The 20,425-nt window shown below is 68.8% G+C and carries 17 protein-coding genes and 1 tRNA gene; 15 read left to right on the top strand and 3 right to left on the bottom strand.

Translation table 11 applies throughout. The annotated features are described in order from the left end of the window. Positions 1–43 precede the first annotated feature (43 nt). Together rpmA and rplU are read right to left on the bottom strand one after the other, a co-directional pair. Entirely contained in the window at positions 44–313 is a 270-nt protein-coding gene (gene rpmA / locus KHC28_RS09785) for a 50S ribosomal protein L27 (RefSeq protein ID WP_213352509.1), read from the bottom strand. A gap of 28 nt (positions 314–341) precedes the next feature. Further along, the gene (rplU, locus tag KHC28_RS09780; RefSeq protein ID WP_214008122.1) at positions 342–650 is read right to left on the bottom strand and encodes a 50S ribosomal protein L21; all 309 of its coding nucleotides are present in this window, start codon (positions 648–650) and stop codon (positions 342–344) included. 313 nt (positions 651–963) lie between these two features. On the opposite strand from rplU, the gene KHC28_RS09775 reads away from it, so the two are divergent. The 12 genes from KHC28_RS09775 (at position 964) to KHC28_RS09720 (ending at position 16,791) form a co-directional block, all read left to right on the top strand. Next, the gene (locus KHC28_RS09775; RefSeq protein WP_214008121.1) at positions 964–1,290 is read left to right on the top strand and encodes a hypothetical protein; all 327 of its coding nucleotides are present in this window, start codon (positions 964–966) and stop codon (positions 1,288–1,290) included. A gap of 128 nt (positions 1,291–1,418) precedes the next feature. Continuing rightward, a tRNA-Ser gene (locus KHC28_RS09770) sits at positions 1,419–1,508 on the top strand. 398 nt (positions 1,509–1,906) lie between these two features. Further along, positions 1,907–3,037, top strand: coding sequence for an ABC transporter substrate-binding protein (locus KHC28_RS09765; protein ID WP_214008120.1), 1,131 nt, complete (start codon positions 1,907–1,909; stop codon positions 3,035–3,037). A 27-nt stretch (positions 3,038–3,064) separates the two neighbouring features. After that, on the top strand, positions 3,065–3,994 hold the full coding sequence (locus KHC28_RS09760; RefSeq protein ID WP_246564551.1) for an ABC transporter permease: 930 nt from the start codon (positions 3,065–3,067) through the stop codon (positions 3,992–3,994). Next, positions 3,991–4,803 carry an ABC transporter permease gene (locus KHC28_RS09755; protein WP_214008119.1) on the top strand — a complete coding sequence of 271 codons (813 nt, stop codon included), beginning with the start codon at positions 3,991–3,993 and terminating at the stop codon, positions 4,801–4,803. Before KHC28_RS09760 ends, KHC28_RS09755 begins: the two co-directional genes overlap by 4 nt. A 14-nt stretch (positions 4,804–4,817) precedes the next feature. Beyond that, positions 4,818–5,897: an ABC transporter ATP-binding protein gene (locus KHC28_RS09750; protein ID WP_214008118.1), complete on the top strand. Its 1,080-nt coding sequence runs from the start codon at positions 4,818–4,820 to the stop codon at positions 5,895–5,897. A 93-nt stretch (positions 5,898–5,990) separates the two neighbouring features. After that, positions 5,991–6,500: a nucleoside deaminase gene (locus KHC28_RS09745; protein ID WP_214008117.1), complete on the top strand. Its 510-nt coding sequence runs from the start codon at positions 5,991–5,993 to the stop codon at positions 6,498–6,500. A gap of 39 nt (positions 6,501–6,539) precedes the next feature. Next, the gene (locus tag KHC28_RS09740) at positions 6,540–7,304 is read left to right on the top strand and encodes a GntR family transcriptional regulator (protein WP_214008204.1); all 765 of its coding nucleotides are present in this window, start codon (positions 6,540–6,542) and stop codon (positions 7,302–7,304) included. Next, positions 7,301–7,981, top strand: a complete 681-nt coding sequence (locus KHC28_RS09735; protein ID WP_214008116.1) for a flavin reductase family protein — start codon at positions 7,301–7,303, stop codon at positions 7,979–7,981. Before KHC28_RS09740 ends, KHC28_RS09735 begins: the two co-directional genes overlap by 4 nt. 475 nt (positions 7,982–8,456) lie before the next feature. Continuing rightward, a complete protein-coding gene (locus tag KHC28_RS09730) occupies positions 8,457–14,912 on the top strand; it encodes an autotransporter outer membrane beta-barrel domain-containing protein (protein WP_214008115.1) in 6,456 nt (2,151 codons plus the stop codon). Between the two features lie 338 nt (positions 14,913–15,250). After that, positions 15,251–16,312 carry an HPP family protein gene (locus tag KHC28_RS09725; protein ID WP_214008114.1) on the top strand — a complete coding sequence of 354 codons (1,062 nt, stop codon included), beginning with the start codon at positions 15,251–15,253 and terminating at the stop codon, positions 16,310–16,312. A gap of 59 nt (positions 16,313–16,371) precedes the next feature. Next, the gene (locus KHC28_RS09720; RefSeq protein WP_214008113.1) at positions 16,372–16,791 is read left to right on the top strand and encodes an Rrf2 family transcriptional regulator; all 420 of its coding nucleotides are present in this window, start codon (positions 16,372–16,374) and stop codon (positions 16,789–16,791) included. 80 nt (positions 16,792–16,871) lie between these two features. Here the strand turns inward: KHC28_RS09720 and KHC28_RS09715 are convergent, their stop codons facing one another. Next, a complete protein-coding gene (locus tag KHC28_RS09715; protein WP_214008203.1) occupies positions 16,872–17,627 on the bottom strand; it encodes an IclR family transcriptional regulator in 756 nt (251 codons plus the stop codon). Between the two features lie 164 nt (positions 17,628–17,791). Here KHC28_RS09715 and KHC28_RS09710 point away from each other — a divergent pair, with 164 nt between their 5' ends. Genes KHC28_RS09710 through pcaF form a run of 3 tightly spaced genes read left to right on the top strand, consistent with a single transcriptional unit; the run spans position 17,792 to position 20,398 of the window. Continuing rightward, positions 17,792–18,499 (top strand): 3-oxoacid CoA-transferase subunit A, encoded by a 708-nt coding sequence (locus KHC28_RS09710; RefSeq protein WP_214008112.1) that lies wholly within the window; start codon positions 17,792–17,794, stop codon positions 18,497–18,499. After that, positions 18,496–19,185 carry a 3-oxoacid CoA-transferase subunit B gene (locus KHC28_RS09705; RefSeq protein WP_214008111.1) on the top strand — a complete coding sequence of 230 codons (690 nt, stop codon included), beginning with the start codon at positions 18,496–18,498 and terminating at the stop codon, positions 19,183–19,185. Before KHC28_RS09710 ends, KHC28_RS09705 begins: the two co-directional genes overlap by 4 nt. A gap of 10 nt (positions 19,186–19,195) precedes the next feature. Beyond that, a complete protein-coding gene (gene pcaF / locus KHC28_RS09700) occupies positions 19,196–20,398 on the top strand; it encodes a 3-oxoadipyl-CoA thiolase (protein ID WP_214008110.1) in 1,203 nt (400 codons plus the stop codon). Positions 20,399–20,425: the final 27 nt, after the last annotated feature.

Below are 20,425 nucleotides of genomic sequence, written 5' to 3'. Positions count from 1 at the left end.
CGGTCGGGCGAGACCGGTGGGATTTCAAGAAACCTCACCGGCTTTATTCGGCGGCCTCGGCGGCCGGAATCACGGATACGTAGGTTCGGTCATTGGCTTTATTGCGGAACTCGACGCGGCCTTCGACGAGGGCGAAAAGGGTGTGATCCTTGCCCATGCCGACATTGGTGCCGGGATGCCACTTGGTGCCGCGCTGACGCAGAATGATGTTGCCGGAAATGACGGCTTCGCCACCGAACTTCTTCACGCCGAGACGACGGCCGGCCGAATCACGACCGTTGCGCGAGGAACCGCCTGCTTTTTTATGAGCCATGGTGCTCTCCTAAATCCTGCTTGCGGTCTCAGGCGCCAGTGATGGCGGTGATACGGACCACGGTGAAGTCCTGCCGGTGGCCGATCTTGCGGCGCGAATTCTGCCGGCGGCGCTTCTTGAACGCAATGACCTTGTCGCCGCGGGTCTGCTTGACCACTTCGGCGGTGACGGAAGCACCCTCGACCAGCGGAGCGCCGACCTTCGGGGCATCGCCGCCGAGCATCAGCACCGGGAAGGTGACGGTCGCACCGTCTTCGGCTTCGATCTTGCCGAGGGTGACGACCTGATCGGCGGCAACGCGATACTGCTTGCCACCCGTCTTGATGACCGCGAACATGTTATGTCCTTTCGTTCGAGCCCGGACTGCGCGCCTTGCGGCACGTGACCGGCTTCTTTCGGTCGGCTACGGATCATGGCACGAACCCATTTCGCGCCAAGGCAGCGCCTATAGGGGCTGGGCCGGATCGAGTCAAGGTTTTCCGGCGCGCAAAACGGAGCGGATGGCGGTAGCCGAGGCGAGCCGAACTCTTTACCACCAGCCCTTCACCGGCATGAACCTCTCGCCGCCATGAACTTTTCGCCGCGCCGCGGCGTTACCACCCCGGATGACGGCCCGGCGCGTTTCCGGCCGTCGAGACAGCGAGGACGAGATGAACAGGAATCGCATTACCGGAGCAGCCCGCGAGCTGGCGGACGAGGTTGGCGGCCGGCTGCGCAGCGTCGCCGGCGGCGCCCGCCGCCAGTCCGCCGCCCAGTTCGACGATCTCTACGACGATGCGGTGGCGATCGGCCAGCGCGCACGGGGGCAGGCCGGGCATCTCGCCGACGACGCGCTCGAGTTCGGCCGCTCGGCCTATGGGCGCAGCATGCAGGAACTGACGCACCATGCCGGCCGGCATCCGGTCGCGCTGATTCTCGCCGCCGGCATCGCCGGTGCGGCGCTCGCCTGGCTGTGCAGCTCGGCCTCGCGCCGCTGAACATCGGCCGGAGTGGATTGCCAAGGGCGCGATCCACTTCCTGTCGGCACGGGTCTTGTGCCTGACCGACTCCTCGGTTATTGAGCCTGCGCTCCACGACGCGGCGGCCGCCGTCGCGTCCCGTGCGCGGAGAGGTGCCGGAGTGGTCGATCGGGACGGTCTCGAAAACCGTTGTGCGTGCAAGCGTACCGTGGGTTCGAATCCCACCCTCTCCGCCAATATGCTTCTCCCCAGATAGCCCTCTGTTCCGGTTTACCGTCGCTCCGTCGGCGCGATGTGCCGTGCATGAGCGGCCGGATTTCCGCTCGCCGCGCCGCGATGCCCCGCAGCGCGCCCGTCCGCCAGCGACGGGAGCCAGCTCCGAAAGCCGAAAGGCATGCATCGTCGCACCTGGAACGTCATTCAGGACAGCATAGATTGCACGCACTTATTGCACACATTTTGATCGAGGCGCCGTCATTTGCGACAGCATGGGCGCGGGCGGCGAAATCGCTGCGTTTCGTAAGTATCTGATTTCAAACCCAACTGCCCCGGCGCGACATTTGGCACACGACTTGCTTTTGATATCGTATGCACTTGATGCATGCGATATAACCCAGAAGCAGGAACAGACCCGATGCGCACTCCCTTCCTCGCCGGTGACATCAGTCGCCGCTCCTTCCTCAAGGCCGGCGTCGCCGCCGGCGCCCTCGCCGCTACCTCGCGCTGGTCGTCGGCCCAGGCTGACGATCCCAAGGTGCTCAACTATCTCTCCTGGCCGGGCAATGCCGATCCCTATCTCGTCGAGCAGTTCGAGAAGGAGAACGGCGTCAAGATCCGCATCAAGGAATATGTCGGCGGCGACCAGATGCTCGCCGTCATCAACCAGTCGCCGCCCGGCTCCTTCGACGTGGTGCTGGCCGACGCCGAGTACATGCACTTGCTGCATGCAGCCGACTTCATCGAAGAGCTCGACCCGGCCGACTACCCGCTGAAGGACTACTGGCCGGAGTTCCAGCAGTTCCCGCTGCACTGGTTCGACGGCAAGCTCTACGGCGTGATGACCGATTTCGGCTATCTCGGCCTGTCCTACAACACCAAGGAGTTCACCCCGAAGGAGGTCGCCTCCTACGCCGCGCTGTGGAGCGACAAGGCCAAGGGCAAGGTCGGCTTCTTCGACTGGTACCTGCCCTCCATCGGCTCGATCAGCCTCGCCAACGGCAACCGCCCGCCCTTCGACATCGACGAGGCGCATTTCGAGGCGGTGAAGCAGAAGCTGTTCACGCTGAAGCCGCAGGCGTCCGGCTTCTACACCATCGCCGACATCTTCTCCTCGCTCACCAATGGCCGCGCCCAGCTGGTGCCCGGCATCGGCGAGTGGATCACCCTCGGCCTGCGCATGAACGGCGTGCCGGTCGACACCATCATCCCGGAGGAAGGCGGCCTGCAGTGGACGGAATCGCTGTCCATCGTAAAGGGCACGCCCAAGCGCGATCTCGCCCGCAAGTTCATCCAGTACACCACCTCGCCCGAGGGCCAGGTGAAGATGGCGACCAAGGTCGACAACAAGAAGTCGATCCCGTCCATCCCCGGCTGGAAGCTGCTCAACCAGACCATGCCGAAGGACGCCGAGATCCTGCGCATGACGCTGACCGGCCCGAACGTCATGGACGAGTACAAGGCGAAGAAGATCCAGTTCCGCCAGCTGCCCAAGCAGCAGGAAATCTCCGACTGGAACGACGCCTGGAGCGAGTTCAAGAGCCTCTGACCCCATCGCCAAGGAAGGAGCCAAGCCATGACGGCCGCCTCCGTGACGACGCGTGCCAGCGCCCTGTCGCGCTGGTCCTGGCTGGGACGGCCACGCATGGCGGGATCTCCCGCCGTGCTGCCGGCCGTGCTGGGCCTGCCCGTCCTGCTGTGGCAGGCGGTGTTCTTCGCCGCGCCGCTGGTGTTCCTGGTCGTCGTGACCTTCTGGCAGGTGAAGGCGTTCCGGCTGGAGCCCGCCTTCGTCCTCGACAACTGGTCGCGGATCCTGTTCTCCGCCACCTTCCAGCGCGCCCTCGTCCATACCTTCGCGGTGGCCGGCACCACGACCGTGCTGGCGGTGGCGCTGGCCTTTCCCGCCGCCTACACCATCGCCTTCCGGCTGAGCCCGCGGATGCGCGACCTCGTGGTCGCCTTCCTCGTGGTGCCGGTGTTCTCCAGCTACATGCTGCGCATCTATGCCTGGCAGATCGTGCTGAGCCCGGAGGGCATGATCAATGCCCTGCTCGGGCTCACGGGCGTCGGGCCGCTGCCGCTGCTCGGCGGCGCCTTCTCGCTGCAGGTCGGGCTGCTCACCCTGACGCTGCCGATCGCCGTGCTGATCCTGGTCTTCGCCATGGCCGGCATCGACCGCACCCTCATCGAGGCGGCGGAGAATCTCGGCTGCCGGCGGGCGCGGGTGATCATGCATGTCATCGCGCCGTCGGTGCGTCCCGCCATCATGCTGTCGGCGACGACGAGCTTCCTGCTCGCCTTCGGCGACTATGTCAGCCCGCTGTTCATGACCGGCTCCAAGCCGCCGACGCTGTCCATCCTGATCGTCGACACGGTGAAGTCCGGCTCGCAATGGCCGCGCGCCTCGGTGATCGGCGTCGCCATGCTGGTAATGCTGGCGCTGGTGCTGGGGATCGGCCAGTGGCTGTCGTCCGGCCGCACCGCCCGACGGGGGGCCGCGCGATGAACCGCCCCCTCGCCACCCGGCTGTCGCGCCTCGCGCAATATGGTTTTCTCGGCGCGCTCTTCCTGTTCATCGCCACGCCGATGCTGGTCATCGTGGTGTTCTCCTTCGACGCCAACCGCTTCCCCACCATTCCGTGGGGCGGCTTCAGCCTGGAATGGCACCGTGCCATCCTCGACGACCCGATGATCCGCGATGCCTTCGTCAACAGCGTGCTGGTCGGGCTGGGGACGGCGATCGCCTCGACGGTGCTCGGTTTCGCGGCGGCCTATATCGACTTCCGCTACCGCTTCCAGCTCAAGCTGCCCTTCGTGCTCCTGGTGGCGGTGCCACCGGCGGTACCGGCCACCATCCTCGGCATGGCGATGCTCGCCTTCCTGTCCCGCCTCGGGCTGTTCGGGCGGCTGGAGACCATCATGGCCTGCCATGTCGCCATCGCCACCTCCTTCTCGATGGCGATCATCCGCCTGCGCCTCAACGATCTCAGCCGCGACCTCGAGCCGGCGGCGTGGAACCTCGGCGCCTCGCCGGCGGCGGCGCTCATCCATGTCGTGCTGCCGTTCTGCAAGCCGGCGCTGATCGCCTCGTTCTTCCTGTCGGCGGCGGTGTCGTTCGACGAGTTCCTCATCGCCTGGTTCGTCGGCGGCGTGCACGAGACGCTGCCGGTGCGCATCCTCAACCTGCTGCAGGGACAGGTGAACCCGAAGATCAACGCGGTCGGCACGGTGGTGCTGGTCGTCAGCGTGGCGCTGGTGCTGCTCGCCCAGCGTTTCACCGGTGTCCGCGCCGGACGCCGCAACCCCACATCCTGACGAGGAAGAGTCCGATGCCGACGCCCTATATCGCGCTCGACAAGCTCGACAAGCGCTACCCCGACCACCACGCCGTCAAGTCGATCGATCTCGACATCGACGCCGGCGAGTTCATCGCCATCATGGGCCCGTCCGGCTGCGGCAAGTCCACCACGCTGCGGCTGATCGCCGGGCTGGACGAGCCGACCGGCGGCGAAATCCGTATCGGCGGCGACAGCATGCGCGGCGTGCCCGCCTTCCAGCGCAACACGCCGATGGTGTGGCAGAGCCTCGCTTTGTTCCCGTTCCTCACCGTGGCCGAGAACGTCGCCTTCCCGCTGCGCATGCAGAAGGTCGGCGCGGCCGAGCGGCGCAAGCGCGCGCTCGACTGGCTCGACCGGCTCGGCCTCGCCGGCATGGCGGAACGCAACATCGCCCAATTGTCCGGCGGCCAGCGCCAGCGCGTCGCCATCGCCCGCGCGCTGGTGACGGAACCCTCGGTGCTGCTGCTCGACGAGCCGCTCTCGGCGCTCGACGCGCATCTGCGCGTGCGCATGCAGACCGAGCTGTCACGGCTGCACCGCGAGCTCGGCATCACCTTCGTCTATGTGACGCATGCCCAGTCGGAAGCCTTCGCGCTCGCCGATCGCATCGTCATCATGAGCGAGGGGCACATCCAGCAGGTCGGGCGGCCGCAGGACGTCTATCGCGCGCCGGCCAACGCCTTCGTGGCCGAGTTCATGGGCATGAACAACCTGATCCGCGGCGAGGTGCGCGGCGGTGCGGACGGCCAGCTGGAGATCGGCAGCGCGCTCGGCGATTTCCGCGTGCCGGCCGACGCCGCGCGCCCGGAAGGCAGTCGCGGCGACTTCGTGATCGCCGCCGACCGCATTGCCCTAGCGGCTGACATCGAAGGGCCGGGCATCGCGGGGACCGTGCTCGGGCTCGAATTCGTCGGCTCGACGCAGACCGTGTTCGTCGAGATCGAGGGCGGCACGGAATTCCGCGTGCAGAAGCAGCAGCACGAGATCGAAGCGCTCGACCTCGTGCCCGGCCGCCGGGTGAAGCTGAGTTGGGATTCGCGGCATGCATGGTTATTGCCGCAGGCCGCCTGACACACTGAGCATGGCCGCCGCCGCAGCCGGGCTCGACATACTGAGGCCGGCTGCTACCGCAGGCCGCCTGACCTATCGAAGGAGGAGACAGACATGTATCGCGAAGACTTCATGCGCCGCGCCATCGACATCTCGCGCGAGGCGCTGGAAAAGCCCGGCACCGAACCGTTCGGCTGCGTCATCGTCAAGGATGGCGCCATCGTCGGCGAGGGGCTCAACCACTCGCTCGCCCATTTCGATCCGACCTCGCATGGCGAGGTGGAGGCGATCCGCGACGCCTGCCGCCGGCTCGAATGCGTCGACCTCTCGGGTTGCGAGCTCTACACTTCCTGCGAGCCCTGCGCGATGTGCGTGGCGACCATGGAGGTGGCGGGCATCTCGACGCTCTACTACGCCGCCTCGATGGGTCAGGCCGGTGTCGCCTTCGCCACGCTGACCCGCGCCGAGCGCCACCCCATCGATGTCGAGGCGCTGCGCGTGGCCGCCGGCGCCCCGGTCGAGGCGCGTGCCATGCCGTCGCAGCAGGCGATGGACACCGAGGCGGTGGCGATCCTCGACAGCTGGGTGAAAGCGCGCAAGGCTGCCACCGCGGCGCGAGGCTGATTCAGCGCATACGAAACGCAGAGAATTCGCATGAACACGATGAAGAAGGGGGCCTCGCGCTCCGTCAACGATCCGACCGCCAAGGGGAAAGGTCCGCCCCCGGCCGAGCACGGGGCGATCTCCCGTACCGAAGCGGTTCAGGACGCGCTTCGGCAGGCCATCATCGAGCAGCGGCTCCAGCCGGGAGCCAAGCTCCCGGAGGACGCCATCGGCGACGCCTTCGGCACCAGCCGCACCATTGCGCGCGAGGCGCTCGGCCGCCTCGCCGTCGAAGGACTGGTCGAGTTGAAACCCAATCGCGGCGCCTTCGTCGCCAATCCCAGCCTCGACGAGGGACGCGACGTGTTCGTCGTCCGGCGGGGCCTCGAACGCATCGTCACCGAATGCCTCGCCGGCAAGCTGAAGGCGGACGAGATCGCCGTGCTGCGCGACCATGTCGCCCGCGAGCACGAGGTTTCCGGCCGCAATGAGGTGGAATCGATCCGCCTCGCCGGCGAATTCCACCTGCTGCTGGCGCGGCTGACCGGCAATCACGTGCTGATCCGCTACGTCACCGAGGTGGTGTCGCGCTGCTCGCTCATCCTCGCCATGTATGGCCGCCCGCACTCCTCCGACTGCGGCGTGAGCGAACATGGCGAGATCGTCGACGCGCTGATCGCCGGCGATGCCGCGCGCGCTGCCGGGCTGATGGACCATCACCTCGCCGCCGTCGCCAGTCGCGCGCTCCTGCAGGAGAAGGTCGAGCGCGACATCCGCGATGTCCTCGCCCCCTATGCGGCGCGGATCAAGGGGCTCGACCTATGAGCACGCTCACAGAACCCGCCGCCGAGACCGTCGGCTTCGACTTCCGGGCGCTCGGCGAACGCGAGCGCTACAAGCTGATGATCGGCACCATCGTGCCGCGCCCCATCGCGCTGGTGACGACCGTCGACCCGCAAGGGCGGGTGAACGCGGCGCCGTTCAGCTTCTTCAACTGCCTGTCGGCCGATCCGCCGATCCTGGCGCTCGGGGTGGAGAACCACGCCGACATGTCGTTCAAGGACACCGCGCGCAATATCCGCCTGACCGAGGTGTTCACGGTGAACATCGTCTCGCACGCCATCGCCGAGGGCATGCATCTGTGCGCGGCGAATTTCCCGCCGGGCCATGACGAGGTCGCCGCCGCCGGCTTCACCGCAATGCCGGGCGTGAAGGTGGCCTCGCCCTGGATACGAGAGGCGCCGGCGGCCTTCGAGTGCCGGCGGCACCTGACGCTGGAGCTCGGCAAGTCGCGCCAGATCATCCTTGGCGAGATCGTCTATGCGCATTACCGCGCCGATGTGGTCGATGCCGAGCGGCTGCGCGTCGACCCGGCGCGGCTCGACGCCATCGCCCGGCTCGGCGGCTCGACCTGCGCGACCATCCGCGACCGCTTCGACATGCCGACCCCGACCTTCGCCGAATGGTCGGCGCTGGCGCCGGCCGGCGAGCGGGCAGGCTAGCACTACTCGCCGATACCGGGACGTTGTGCCCGCCGATGCATCGTGGCCCGTTGCGCCTGGGCGGCGATGCATCGGCTCCGGCTCGGGTACGCCAAGCCGCATCGGCGAAACGCCCCTGCTTCAACGCGTGGTGACGGTGTCGCACCTTCGCCCTCACCGACTGCCGGACCTTGTGAGGTCGCCTCGCCCATCCGGGCCGTATGTCGGGAGGCGGCTCAGAAATCTCCGGTCGGTCGCTTAGCCGGGGGCCCGCCATCGCGGATGACGGATTCCCCCCCGCATGGGCAGCCCGGCTCCGAGGTGTGCCCGAACGGCGACAACCCTGTGCAATTCAGCATGACGAAGCGTCCACTCGCCTGATCTCCTTGGACCTTACGGCCGTTGGTGATCACATTGCTCGCCGACGAAAGGCCTGCGAGCCCGACACGGTCGGGATACGGGGGCAGGGCAGGACGCAATGGTTCGGGAAGGGCGTATGAGTCAGCGGCGCCGGCTTCTCCTGACGGGCACAAGCTGCCTCGTGCTTGCCCTCTGCATGCAGACCGCCGAAACCGCGCAGGCCGACGAGCGCATTGCCCATGTCGTGCGCGGCGCGAACGGCACTTCCTACACTACCGACCATGGCGCGACGGCCGGAAGCTCCGCCGGGCCGGTGACCGTGGTCGTCGAAACCGGCATCTCCGACAAGGTGAGCCCGCTCGTCGAAGCTGGATCGGTCGGCGGCGACGGCGGCATCGGCACCACGCCGTACACAAGGCTGGACGAGCTGTTCGGCTATGCCCGCGACGTGGCGGGCAAGGATGGTGGCGATGCCGGCGATGTGCACATCACCATCCGCGACGGCGTCTCGCTCTACGTGCCCGACGCCTACCGCGCCAATAATGAGCGGGCGGTGATCGAGGCCTACTCCATCGGCGGTTCCGGCGGCGTCGGAGCCAGCGGCATCGGTCGCGGCGGCTCAGGCGGCGCGGTCACCGTCGAGATGAACGGCTCGCTGTTCGAGAGCGGCGCCGAGAACGGCGCGGTCACGGGGATCTGGGCGCTTTCGAAGGGTGGGCAGTCCGGCCGCAACCGGACCGGCAATCCGATCGCCTTCGCCTTCGAGCGGGATGAGGATTGGCAGACCAGCTACTATGCCGGCGCCGCCGGCGGCCCGGTGACGGTCACTATCGGCAAGGCGGGGAGCATCGAGACCTGGAGCGCCCTGCCCGCCGTGCTGGCGGAATCCATCGGCGGGACCGGCCTCGACGCCGGCTACGACGATGAAGGCCGACTGACGCCGGGCGGGGCCGGCGGCGAGGTGATCGTCACCAATGACGGCCGGGTCGAGACCCATGGGGAACGCGCGCATGGCATCGTCCTGCGCTCGGTGGGCGGGCAAGGCGGCCGGGCCGTCGCCTATTTCGAGGACGACGGCGCCGGCATCGGCGGCGTGCCCGGCGCGGCCGGCGGCGATGGCGGCCATGTCAGGCTGCGCCAGACCGGCACCGTCACCACCGCCGGGGACTACGCCTTTGGCGTCTCCGCCGCCTCGATGGGCGGTCCCGGCGGCAATGGCGGCGATTCCGAGGACATCTTCACGCATGGCGGCAATGGCGGGGCCGGCGGCAATGGCGGCAATGTGGAGGTGGTCAATACCGGCACCATCACCACGTCGGGCCAGGGCTCGATCGGACTGGCGGCGCAGAGCCTCGGCGGGGGCGCCGCCCTGGCGGCGGTGCGATTGTCGAAGATCACGCCGGGCTCCTATGTGGGCGGCGGCGCCGGCGGCGACGGCACGTTCTTCTCCAAGGGCGGCACGGGCGGCTATGGCGGCGACGGCGGCCGGGTGGTCGTCGACAATGACGGCAGCATCACCACCTCCGGCAAGGATGCCTACGGCCTGCTGGCCCAGAGCGTCGGCGGCGGTGGCGGACCCGGCGGCGATGCCGGCGGATTTGCGATCCTGCTCGGCGTCGCCCGCGGCGGCGACGGCGGGGCCGGCGGCAATGGCGGCACGGTGAGGATCCGGCCGAGCGCCGACGGCAAGCGCGGAAGCATCGTCACCTCCGGCAACAATGCGAGCGGCATCATCGCCCAGAGCATCGGCGGCGGCGGCGGCGCCGGCGGCAGCGCCACGAGCAAGACCGGCGGCATCGTCTCGGCCATATCGGTCTCGATCGGCGGCGACGGCGGCGATGGCGGCACCAGCGGCCGGGTGAGCATCGACAACACCTCGAACGTCACCACCAGCGGCGTCGGCGCGCATGGCGTCGAGGCGAGCAGCATCGGCGGCGGCGGCGGGCGGGCGGGCGACGCCTCCGCCTATGCGGTGGCGGTGGGCCTGCCGGATGTTCCCACCTTCAGCATGACCTATGCGCTTGGCGGATCGGGCGGCAAGGGCGGCGCCGGCAGCACCGCCACGGTGGTGAACCGCGCCGACATCAAGACCAGCGGCGACAGCGCGGTCGGCATGCTGATCAGCAGCATTGGCGGCGGCGGGGGCAATGGCGCCGCCGCCAGCTCGATCAGCGACATGCTCGGCGTCAGCTACAATTTCGGCGTCTCGCTGGGCATTGGCGGCACCGGTGGTGGTGGCGGCGATGGTGGCGAGGCGCTCGCGACCAACCGGGGCACCATCACCACCTCCGGCGCCTTCTCGCCGGCGATGCAGGTGGTGAGCATCGGCGGTGGCGGCGGCAATGGCGGTCCCGGCTCCTCGTCGGTGAAGGCCGGGCTCACCACCGATTCCAGCCTCGGCGGCTACATCCTGGAGACGGCGGCGGGGTCGATCCCGAACGGCGCCTCGCTCGGCGTCAGCATCAGCGTGGGCGGCGATGGCGCCGGCGCCGGCGCCGGCGGCCGGGCCAGCGCGACCAATGCGTCGAGCGTGCTGACGCGCGGCTCGTCCTCCACCGGCCTGCTGGTCCAGAGCGTCGGCGGCGGTGGCGGCAATGGCGGCGGCTACCTGACGGCGAGCTCGACCGACGGCGCCGCCCGGCTCGGGGTCGGCGGCAAGGGCGGCAAGGGCGGCGACGGGGGCGTGGCGACCGCCACCAATGCGCGCAACGCCTCCATCACCACCTATGGCGACGGCTCCTTCGGCATGCAGGCCCAGAGCGTCGGCGGCGGCGGCGGCAATGGCGGCGCCTTCGGCGACTCGACCGAACCGCAGGGCAACGCAGTCACCGACGTCGCCTCCAGCGTCGTCAAGATCGCCAACTATCTGGTCCAGGGCAACGACCTGCTCTCCAAGGTCGCCGGCAACAGCGTCGACTGGCTGAACGAGAACTCGTCCTTCCAGCTGAAGCTGCTCGGTGCCAAATCGATCCTCAGCGGCATCAAGGCCGGCCTGGCGCAGGCCAAGCAGGACATCGAGGACGCCCGGCGCAACGTCGCCCGGCAGGTGGCGGCCGGCAATGACGGCTCCCTGTCGGCCAAGGCGGCGCTGGAGGAGGTCGAGCGGCGGATCGACTACAAGAAGATCTACACCGACGCGCTCGTCGAAGCCGTGAAGACCGCCGCGATCAAGGACCTGATCGCGCGCGTGACCAGCGTGACGCAGTATCTTGCCAAGGAGGGCTGGGCGAACGGCAAGCTGAAGGAATCCCCCATTCCCGTGCCGATCACCCTCGACGTGCAGGTCGGCGGCAAGGGCGGCGACGGCGGCAAGGGCGGCGAGGTCACGGCGACGAACGAGGGCAGCATCACCACCCATGGCGCGATCGCCCATGCCATGCTGGCGCAATCGATCGGCGGCGGCGGCGGCACCGCCGGCGGCTCGGTCACGGTCGGCCCCGGCGTCTTCGACATCAACATGACCATCGGCAACCGCTCCGGCGGCGCCTCCGGTGCCGGGGCGAGCGCCACCCTCACCAATAGCGGCGCGATCGCCACCACCGGCAACGCGGCGTTCGGCATGCTCGGCCAGAGCATCGGCGGCGGCGGCGGGCTGGTGGCGGCGACGTCGAGCAAGGCGATGACGGCGGCGATGAACGCCAAGGTGAGCCTCGGCGCCAGCATCAATTCGCTGGCCGATGGCGGCGCCGTCACGCTGGTCAATTCCGGTCTCATCACCACCGGCGGCAAGGAGGCGCACGGCATCGTCGCGCAGAGCATCGGCGGCGGCGGCGGCGTCTATGTGATCAACCGGCGCGATCCGGCCGATGCCGAGACCCTCGCGGCGAGCCAGGAGGAAGCCGACGCCCTCAAGGCGCTCGACGCGCTGCTGGCGGACGCCGCCAGCGAGGCCGGCGATCACAGCCTGGACCTCAAGGCGCTGCGCGAGGCCGAGGCCAGCGGCATCCCAGCGGCGAAGGTCACCGCGCAGTTCGGCGGAGCGGGCTACGCCTCGAACAACCCGTTCGGCGGATCCGGCAGCGAGGTGAAGGTCACGACGAGTGGCACCATCGCGACCGCCGGCCTCGGCGCCATCGGCGTGGTGGCGCAGAGCATCGGCGCGGGCGGCGGTCTCGGCGCCGATGCCAGCAGCCAGAACAAGCCGGTGACCTTCGATCTCACCTTCGGCGGCCTGTCGAGCTCCGACACCCAGCGCAACGCCGGCGGGGACGGCGGCAAGGTCACGCTCACCCTGGGGTCGGGGGCGCGGATCGTCACCGCCGGCGACGGCGCCTATGGCGCGCTGCTACAGTCCATCGGCGGCGGCGGTGGCTATGGCGGCGTGGGCACCGGCCAGATCAAGATGGCCTCCGTCTACGACCTCGCGGAGACTACGCGCCGGGTGAATGGCTGGGTGCCGTCCTACGGCCACGGCGGCGACATCAAAGTCGGCATGGACGACCCGTCCTCGCGCATGTCCATCCTCACCACCGGCAAGCGGGCGCACGGCCTGTTCATCCAGAGCCTGACCGGGGGCGGCGGCGCCGCCTTCGACGTCAACGGCACCGACGTGGCGCCGATCACCAGCGCGGCGAGCCGCCCGATCCGCCGGTTCAAGAGCTTCGTCTGGGGCATCATCGAGGACACCTATGACGAACACACCGATCCGCCCGGCAAGTCCGACCACTACACGCCGAACTGGCACACCGGCCACGCCGGCAAGGTGACGCTGGACACACGCGGCGACATCATCGCCACCGGCAAGGACGCCTATGGGGTGTTCATCCAGGCCGGCCGCCAGAAGACCGACGGCTCGATCGACAGCCGCGTCGCCTATTGGAGCGGCAGCGCCGACATCACGCATGACGGCACGATCTGGGGCGGCTCCGGCACCGGGGCGGGCATCCGCATCGACGCGGCGGGGGCGAACACCGTCAAGCTGACCGCCGGCTCGCTGATGGGGGCGGCCTCCGAGCTGGCGCTGATCTCGCGGCTGGGCACCACCAGCCTCACCAATTGGGGAACGATCGAGGGCGACGTGCTGCTCTCCTCCGGCGCCAACCAGTTCCTCACCGAGGCGGGCGGCACCTACCGGAGCCGGTCGGGCACCGGCGCGGTCGAGATGGGCGGCAGGGGATCGAGCTTCGAGAGCCGGGGCACGCTCGACATTGGCGGCCGCGGCAGCGTCGCCGTGCTGAACGTCACCGCCGAGAAGGTGGTGCTGAGCGGCGCGATGCTGGCCGACGTCACCAGCTCCGCCGCCTCCGCCTACCGCCAGGACACGCTGCGTGCCAGCGGAACGGTCACGGCCCGCGACCTGATGATCTCGCCCTATGCCGTCGACCAGCTGGTGCCGCAGTCCTTCGCGCTGATCTCCTCGACCGGACGGCTGACGGCGAGCCAGATCACCACGCTCGCCCGCGAGGGCAACCCGATCTCCTGGTCGACGAGCAACACCGATCACACCCTGTCGGTGACGCCGTCGGCCCGCTTCCGCACCCCGGAGAGCCAGAGCGACGCCTGGAACGACAATGAGCGCCGGCTGGCCGACGGCCTGCAGCAGTCCTGGGACCGCGATCCCTGGCCGAGCGCGGCGATCTTCGCTCAGATCGCCAATCTCACCTCGGCGGAAGACTACCGGCAGGCGGTGGACAGCCAGTCGAGCGAGGGCCAGCAGGCGCCGGCCATCACCCAGACCCTGGCCGCGCGCAGCTCGCTGAGCGCGGCGATGAGCTGCCCCATCTTCGTCGACGACGGGGTGATGATCACCGAAAGCCAGTGCGCATGGGGCAAGGTGACGGCGTCGCGGATCACCATGGACGATACCTCGGCGGCGGACGGCTTCTCGCAGAACGGCATCACCATGCGCGCCGGCGCCCAGTGGGAGGTCGCCAAGGACTGGTTCATGGGCGTGTCCGGCGCCTACAGCACCACCGATCTCGACGCCAATGACGGCTACACGAGCGTCGACGGCCAGGCCGGCGACGTCTCGATGGCGATCAAGCACCAGATGGGGCCGCTGCTGCTGTCGGCGGCGATGCAGGGCAGCTACGGCCGGTTCGACACCAGCCGCCTGTTCGATTTCGAATCCGAAGCCTGGCGCGCCTCCAGCGCCAGCGACATCTGGACCGCCGGTTTCCGGCTGCGGGCGGCCTATGAGTTCGTGCTGCCCAATCCGAACTTCTATCTGCGCCCCTATGTCGATCTCGACGCCCTCTACACCTACGTGCCCGGCGCCGGCACGGACACCGGCGAAGGCGTCAGCCTGACCAGCGAGGCCATGCGCGAATGGAGCTTCGCCGTCAGCCCGGCGGTGGAGGTCGGCGCGCGCATCGATCTTTCCGGCGGCGGCTGGCTGCGGCCCTTCGCGACCGCCGGCGTGACCTTCCTGTCAAATGACGGGATGAGCCAGGCGCTGAGCTTCGACACGGATTCCCGCCAGGGCATCGATTTCGTCTCCGAAGTGCAGCTGCCCGACACGCTGGTCGATCTCGGCGCCGGCCTGCAATTCGTCGCCGGCAATGGCTACGAACTGCGCGGCGAATACCGTGCCCAGATCGGCGACGCCTATCTCGCCCAGGAGGCGAGCATTCGGCTGTCGGTGCCATTCTGACGACATTCGCAGCCCGGGGCTCTCATCTCGCTTCTGACGGTCGCCATAGGACGCGCCGCGCCTCACATGCGCCAGGGTTCCCGCCACCAAGCCGCGTCGCGCACGACGACCGGAACGGTGCTTCCGCGACATGTCGCCCATGACGTCAAGCCGTCGGCGCCACGGGCCGAAGCCCGCCGCGCTCCGAAGGCCTGGGCGGCGTTGGACACGCGCCTCAAATCATGTATATGAGATGAATGTTTAAGCGGGAAGCGCGGCGTCGTTCGCGACCCGGCGGGCGGTCGCATGGCCGCCAAGCCCGTCAGTCTCGCCCCCCGTGGCGCTCAAGCTTCCACGCGATGCATCTGGAGTGGGCCTTGTCAGCCTTTGCACGCTTAAGACTGTTCCGTCCCATCCTTGCGGGAGCGACGCTCCGGGATCGGGCCCTCGCCTGTTTCGGCGCCCTCATGGGCATCGGGCTGTCGGCGGTGATCGGCGGTCTCGCCGCGACGGACATGAACCATCTCGTATGGATCGTTCCGCCCATGGGCGCCTCGGCGGTCCTGCTGTTCGCCGTACCGGCCAGCCCGATGGCACAGCCCTGGCCGGCGATAGGCGGCAACGTCATCTCGGCCGCCATCGGCGTCGCGATCGGTCACCTGATGCCGCTCACCGCGCTCTCGGCCGGGCTGGCCGTCGCCTGCGCCATCGGTGCGATGTCGCTGCTGCGGTGCCTGCATCCGCCGGGCGGCGCGGCGGCGCTGGTCGGGCTGTTCATCGGGGGCTCGTCGAGCCTGCTGTTCCCCTTCGTCCCGGTCGGGCTGAACGCCGTCGTGCTGGTGGCAAGCGCCTGGCTCTACCATCGCATGTCCGGCCACAGCTATCCTCACGTCGCCCCCTCGCCGCAGCCGGCGCGGGCCTCGGACCGGCCATGGACGGTGAGCAAGGCCGACATCGCCGCCACGTTGAAGGAAGCCGGCGAATCCTTCGACATCGGCGCGGACGATCTCGAAAGCCTGGTACGGCACATGGAGCGACGGGCGATCGCGCGCTCCTATCGCGAACTGACCTGTGCCGATCTCATGGTGACGGGCGTGATCGGCGTGAAGGACGACGCCTCTCCCGAGCAGGCACGCGGACTGCTGGTGAAACGCGACATCCGCCGGCTGGCGGTGGTGGACGGTGCCGGACTGCTCGTCGGCGCCGTCGGCCTGCGCGAACTCCTCCGGCCGGCGCGCCATGTTGGCGAGGTGATGACGCCGGCCGCCACGGCGACCCCCGCCACGCCGGCGATCGACCTGCTGGAGCGCTACGCCCAGGGCCGGGTACATTCGGTGTTCGTCGTCGATGGGAATCGTCGGCCGGTCGGCGTGGTCACGGAGGCCGATTGGCTCCATGTCCTCACGCGCAGTCTTGCCTGACGCAAGGGGGCGCCGCCGGACGTGTGGCCCCGCAACGCTGGTTCTGACACGGAGGCGAGATGCGCCTGACGCGCTACACCGACTATGCCATGCGGGTGCTGCTATATCTGGGATCGCGCCCGGAACGGCAATGCTCGATCGCCGAGATCGCCCGCGCCTACGCCATCTCGCAGAACCACCTGATGAAGGTGGTCAACGATCTGGTGAATGCCGGCTATCTGCAGAGCGCGCGTGGCCGCTCCGGCGGCATCCGGCTGGCGCGCCCTCCCGGCGAGATCAATATCGGCGCGCTGGTCCGGCATACCGAGGACGGCTTCGATCTCGTCGGATGCTCGAGCTGCCTCATCGCACCGGCCTGCGGCCTGACCTGTGTGCTCGACGAGGCGCTGCAGGCATTTCTCGCGACACTGGATCGCTATTCGCTCGCCGACGTGCTGAACAAGGGCGGCAACTTCCGGCACTTGCTGAAGGCCTCCTGATCCATCCTCAGGCTTCCGACCTTAAGAACGAAGCCGGCTATGGACTTACCCCCCGACGCCAATGGGATCGACGACCGCGCTCAGCGCAGCGTCACCGCCAGCTGCTGCTGGATTGCTACAAGCTCCGGAAGATAGAGCTTGGGCATGTCCGCCGCCGCCACCACGGCGGCCGGTGCGCCGATATTGATGGCCACCACCACGCGGCCGGTGACGTCGCGGACCGGGACGGCGATGGAGCACAGACCGATCTCGAGTTCCTGGTCGATCACCGCATAACCCTGCGCGCGGACGCGCCCGATCTCGGCCAGCAATTCCTGCGGATCGACGCGGGTGAAGGGAGTGAGGGGCTCGAGCCGCGCCCGGGCGAGGCGCTGGCGCACCTCCTCATCGCCAAGCGCGGCAAGCAACACCCGCCCCATCGAGGAGCACCAGGCCGGCAGGCGCGAGCCTGGTAGCAGATTGATCGACATCACCCGCTTTTGCGCCGCGCGGGCGATGTAGACGATCTCTTCCCCGTCCAGCACCGAAGCGGACGCGCTCTGGCCGACCGCCTCCGACAGCTGGTCGAGATGCGGCTGCAGCAGCGAGGGCAGAGGCGTCGCCGACAGATAGGCGTGGCCGAGGCGCAGGATGCGCGGTGTCAGGCTGAAGAACTTGCCGTCGTAGTCGGCATAGCCGAGCGCGGCGAGCGTGAGCAGGCAGCGCCGCGCCGTCGCCCGGTCGAGCCCGGTGAGCTTGGCGATGTCGGTGATCGAGAGCCGCGGCTTGGCGGCGTCGAAGGCCTCGATCACCTTCAGCCCCTTGGCGAAACCGCCGATGAAATCCGTCTCCTTGATGGCCGGCTGCATCACCCTCTCCCGCATCGCTGACGGCATGAATTTGTACGATATATGAACAAATATCAATTAATGAACATATTCCTTGCCCGGTTTTTCGCGGACTTCTATGTCTCGGCACTGCAAAGCGCCCCGTCCGACAAGGGGCCGGCGGGAGGACGCGGATGGACAAGACGGTCGGATCCCTGGCCGAGGCGGTCGCGCCGATCGGCGACGGCGCCAGCGTGATGATCGGCGGCTTCGGCGGCGCCGGCGCGCCGATCGAGCTGATCCACGCGCTGATCGACAAGCGGCCCAAGGGCCTCACCGTGGTCAACAACAATGCCGGCAACGGGCGCATCGGCATCGCCGCGATGATCGATGCCGGCATGGTCGCCAAGATGATCTGCTCGTTCCCGCGCTCCTCCGACCCGCGCGCCTTCACCGAGCGCTATCTGCGCGGCGAGATCGAACTGGAGCTAGTCCCGCAGGGCACGCTTGCCGAGCGCATCCGCGCCGGCGGAGCCGGGATCCCGGCCTTCTATACTCCGACCAGCTACGGAACCGAGCTCGCCGAGGGCAAGGCCACCGCCGAGTTCGAGGGCCGTCACTATGTGCGGGAGCACTGGCTGAAGGCCGACTTCGCACTGGTGAAGGCGCAGCTGGGCGACCCGCAGGGCAACCTCACCTACAATCAGGCGGCGCGCAATTTCAGCCCGCTGATGTGCATGGCGGCGGCCACCACCATCGTCCAGGTCTCGCGGATCGTGCCGCCCGGCGGCATCGACCCCGAGAACGTCATCACCCCCGGCATCTTCGTCGACCGCGTCGTCGAGGTGACCGATCCCCAGCAGGAAGAAGACCTCATCCGGGCCGGAGCGGTGTACGCATGACCCCCGCAGTCTCTCACAACGCCCGGCTCTCCAACGCCCAGATCGCCTGGCGGGCGGCGCAGGACATCGCCGACGGCGCCTATGTCAATCTTGGCATCGGCTTCCCCGAAATGGTGGCGAGCTATCAGCCGCCCGGCCGCGAGGCGATCTTCCACACCGAGAACGGCATCCTCAATTTCGGCGAGCCGCCGGCGCCGGGCGCGGAGGACTGGGACCTGATCAACGCCGGCAAGAAGGCGGTGACGCTGAAGTCGGGCGCGGCGTTCTTCCACCATGCCGACAGCTTCGCCATGGTGCGCGGCGGCCATCTCGACGTCGCCATCCTCGGCGCCTACCAGGTGTCGCAGGCTGGCGATCTCGCCAATTGGCGGGTCGGGGCCAAGGGCGTGCCGGCGGTCGGCGGCGCCATGGACCTCGTGCACGGCGCCAAGCAGGTCTTCGTCATCACCGAGCACCTGACCAAGAGCGGCGAGCCCAAGCTGGTGGAGCGCTGCAGCTTCCCGCTCACCGGCGTCGCCTGCGTCACCCGCGTCTATACCAGCCATGCGGTGGTCGACATCGCCGGCGGCCGCTTCGTGCTGCGCGAGAAGCTCCCGGACCTGCCCTTCGACGCGCTGCAGGCGATGACCGGCGCGACGCTGCATGTCGACGGGCCGGTCGGCGATCTCGTCGCGCCCGAGCTGTGAGGACCGCACCATGACCGACGCCTTCATCTGCGACTATGTCCGCACGCCGATCGGCCGTTTCGGCGGGGCGCTGTCCTCGGTGCGCGCCGACGATCTCGGCGCGGTCCCGCTCAAGGCCCTGATGGCCCGCCACGCCGCCCTCGACTGGGAGGCGGTGGACGAGGTGGTCTTCGGCTGCGCCAACCAGGCCGGCGAGGATAACCGCAACGTCGCCCGCATGTCGCTGCTGCTGGCCGGCCTGCCGGTCGCGACGCCCGGCACCACCATCAACCGGCTATGCGGCTCGGGCATGGATGCGGTGATCACCGCCGCCCGCGCGATCAAGGCGGGCGAGGCGGAACTGGTCGTCGCCGGCGGCGTCGAGAGCATGAGCCGTGCGCCCTTCGTGCTGCCCAAGGCGGAGAGCGCCTTCTCGCGCAGCGCGGAGATCCACGACACCACTATCGGCTGGCGCTTCGTCAACCCGCTGATGAAGGCGCAGTACGGCGTCGATTCCATGCCGGAGACCGGCGAGAACGTCGCCGCCGACTACCATGTTTCGCGCGAGGACCAGGACGCCTTCGCCCTGCGCAGCCAGCAGAAGGCGGCGGCGGCGCAGGCCAATGGCCGGCTGGCCAGGGAGATCGTCCCGGTCATCATCCCGCAGCGCAAGGGCGCGCCGGTGATGGTCGAGAAGGACGAGCACCCGCGCGCCACCACGCTGGAGACGCTGGCCAAGCTGCCGACGCCGTTCCGCGCCGGCGGCAGCGTGACCGCCGGCAACGCCTCCGGCGTGAATGATGGCGCCGCGGCGCTGATCATCGCTTCGGAAGCGGCGGCGAGGAAGCATGGCCTCACGCCGCTCGCCCGCATCCTCGGCGGCGCCACCGCCGGCGTGCCGCCGCGGGTGATGGGCATCGGCCCGGCGCCGGCGAGCCAGAAGCTGCTCGCCCGCCTCGGCCCGACGCCGGACCAGCTCGACGTCGTCGAGCTCAACGAGGCCTTCGCCTCGCAGGGGCTCGCCACGCTGCGCCAGCTCGGCATCGCCGACGACGACCCGCGGGTGAACCGCAATGGCGGCGCCATCGCGCTCGGCCATCCGCTCGGCATGTCCGGTGCCCGCATCACCGGCACCGCCGCGCTGGAGCTCGGCGAGACAAAGGGCCGCCTCGCCCTCGCCACCATGTGCATCGGCGTCGGACAGGGAATCGCCATCGCCATCGAGCGCGTCTAGAGCATTTTCCGCGCAAGTTGATCGACT

It is taken from the genome of Ancylobacter sonchi, from assembly GCF_018390695.1.
Classification (GTDB): domain Bacteria; phylum Pseudomonadota; class Alphaproteobacteria; order Rhizobiales; family Xanthobacteraceae; genus Ancylobacter; species Ancylobacter sonchi.
Note: the sequence above shows the minus strand (reverse complement) of the source record. Positions and strands in the feature narration are given on the sequence as shown.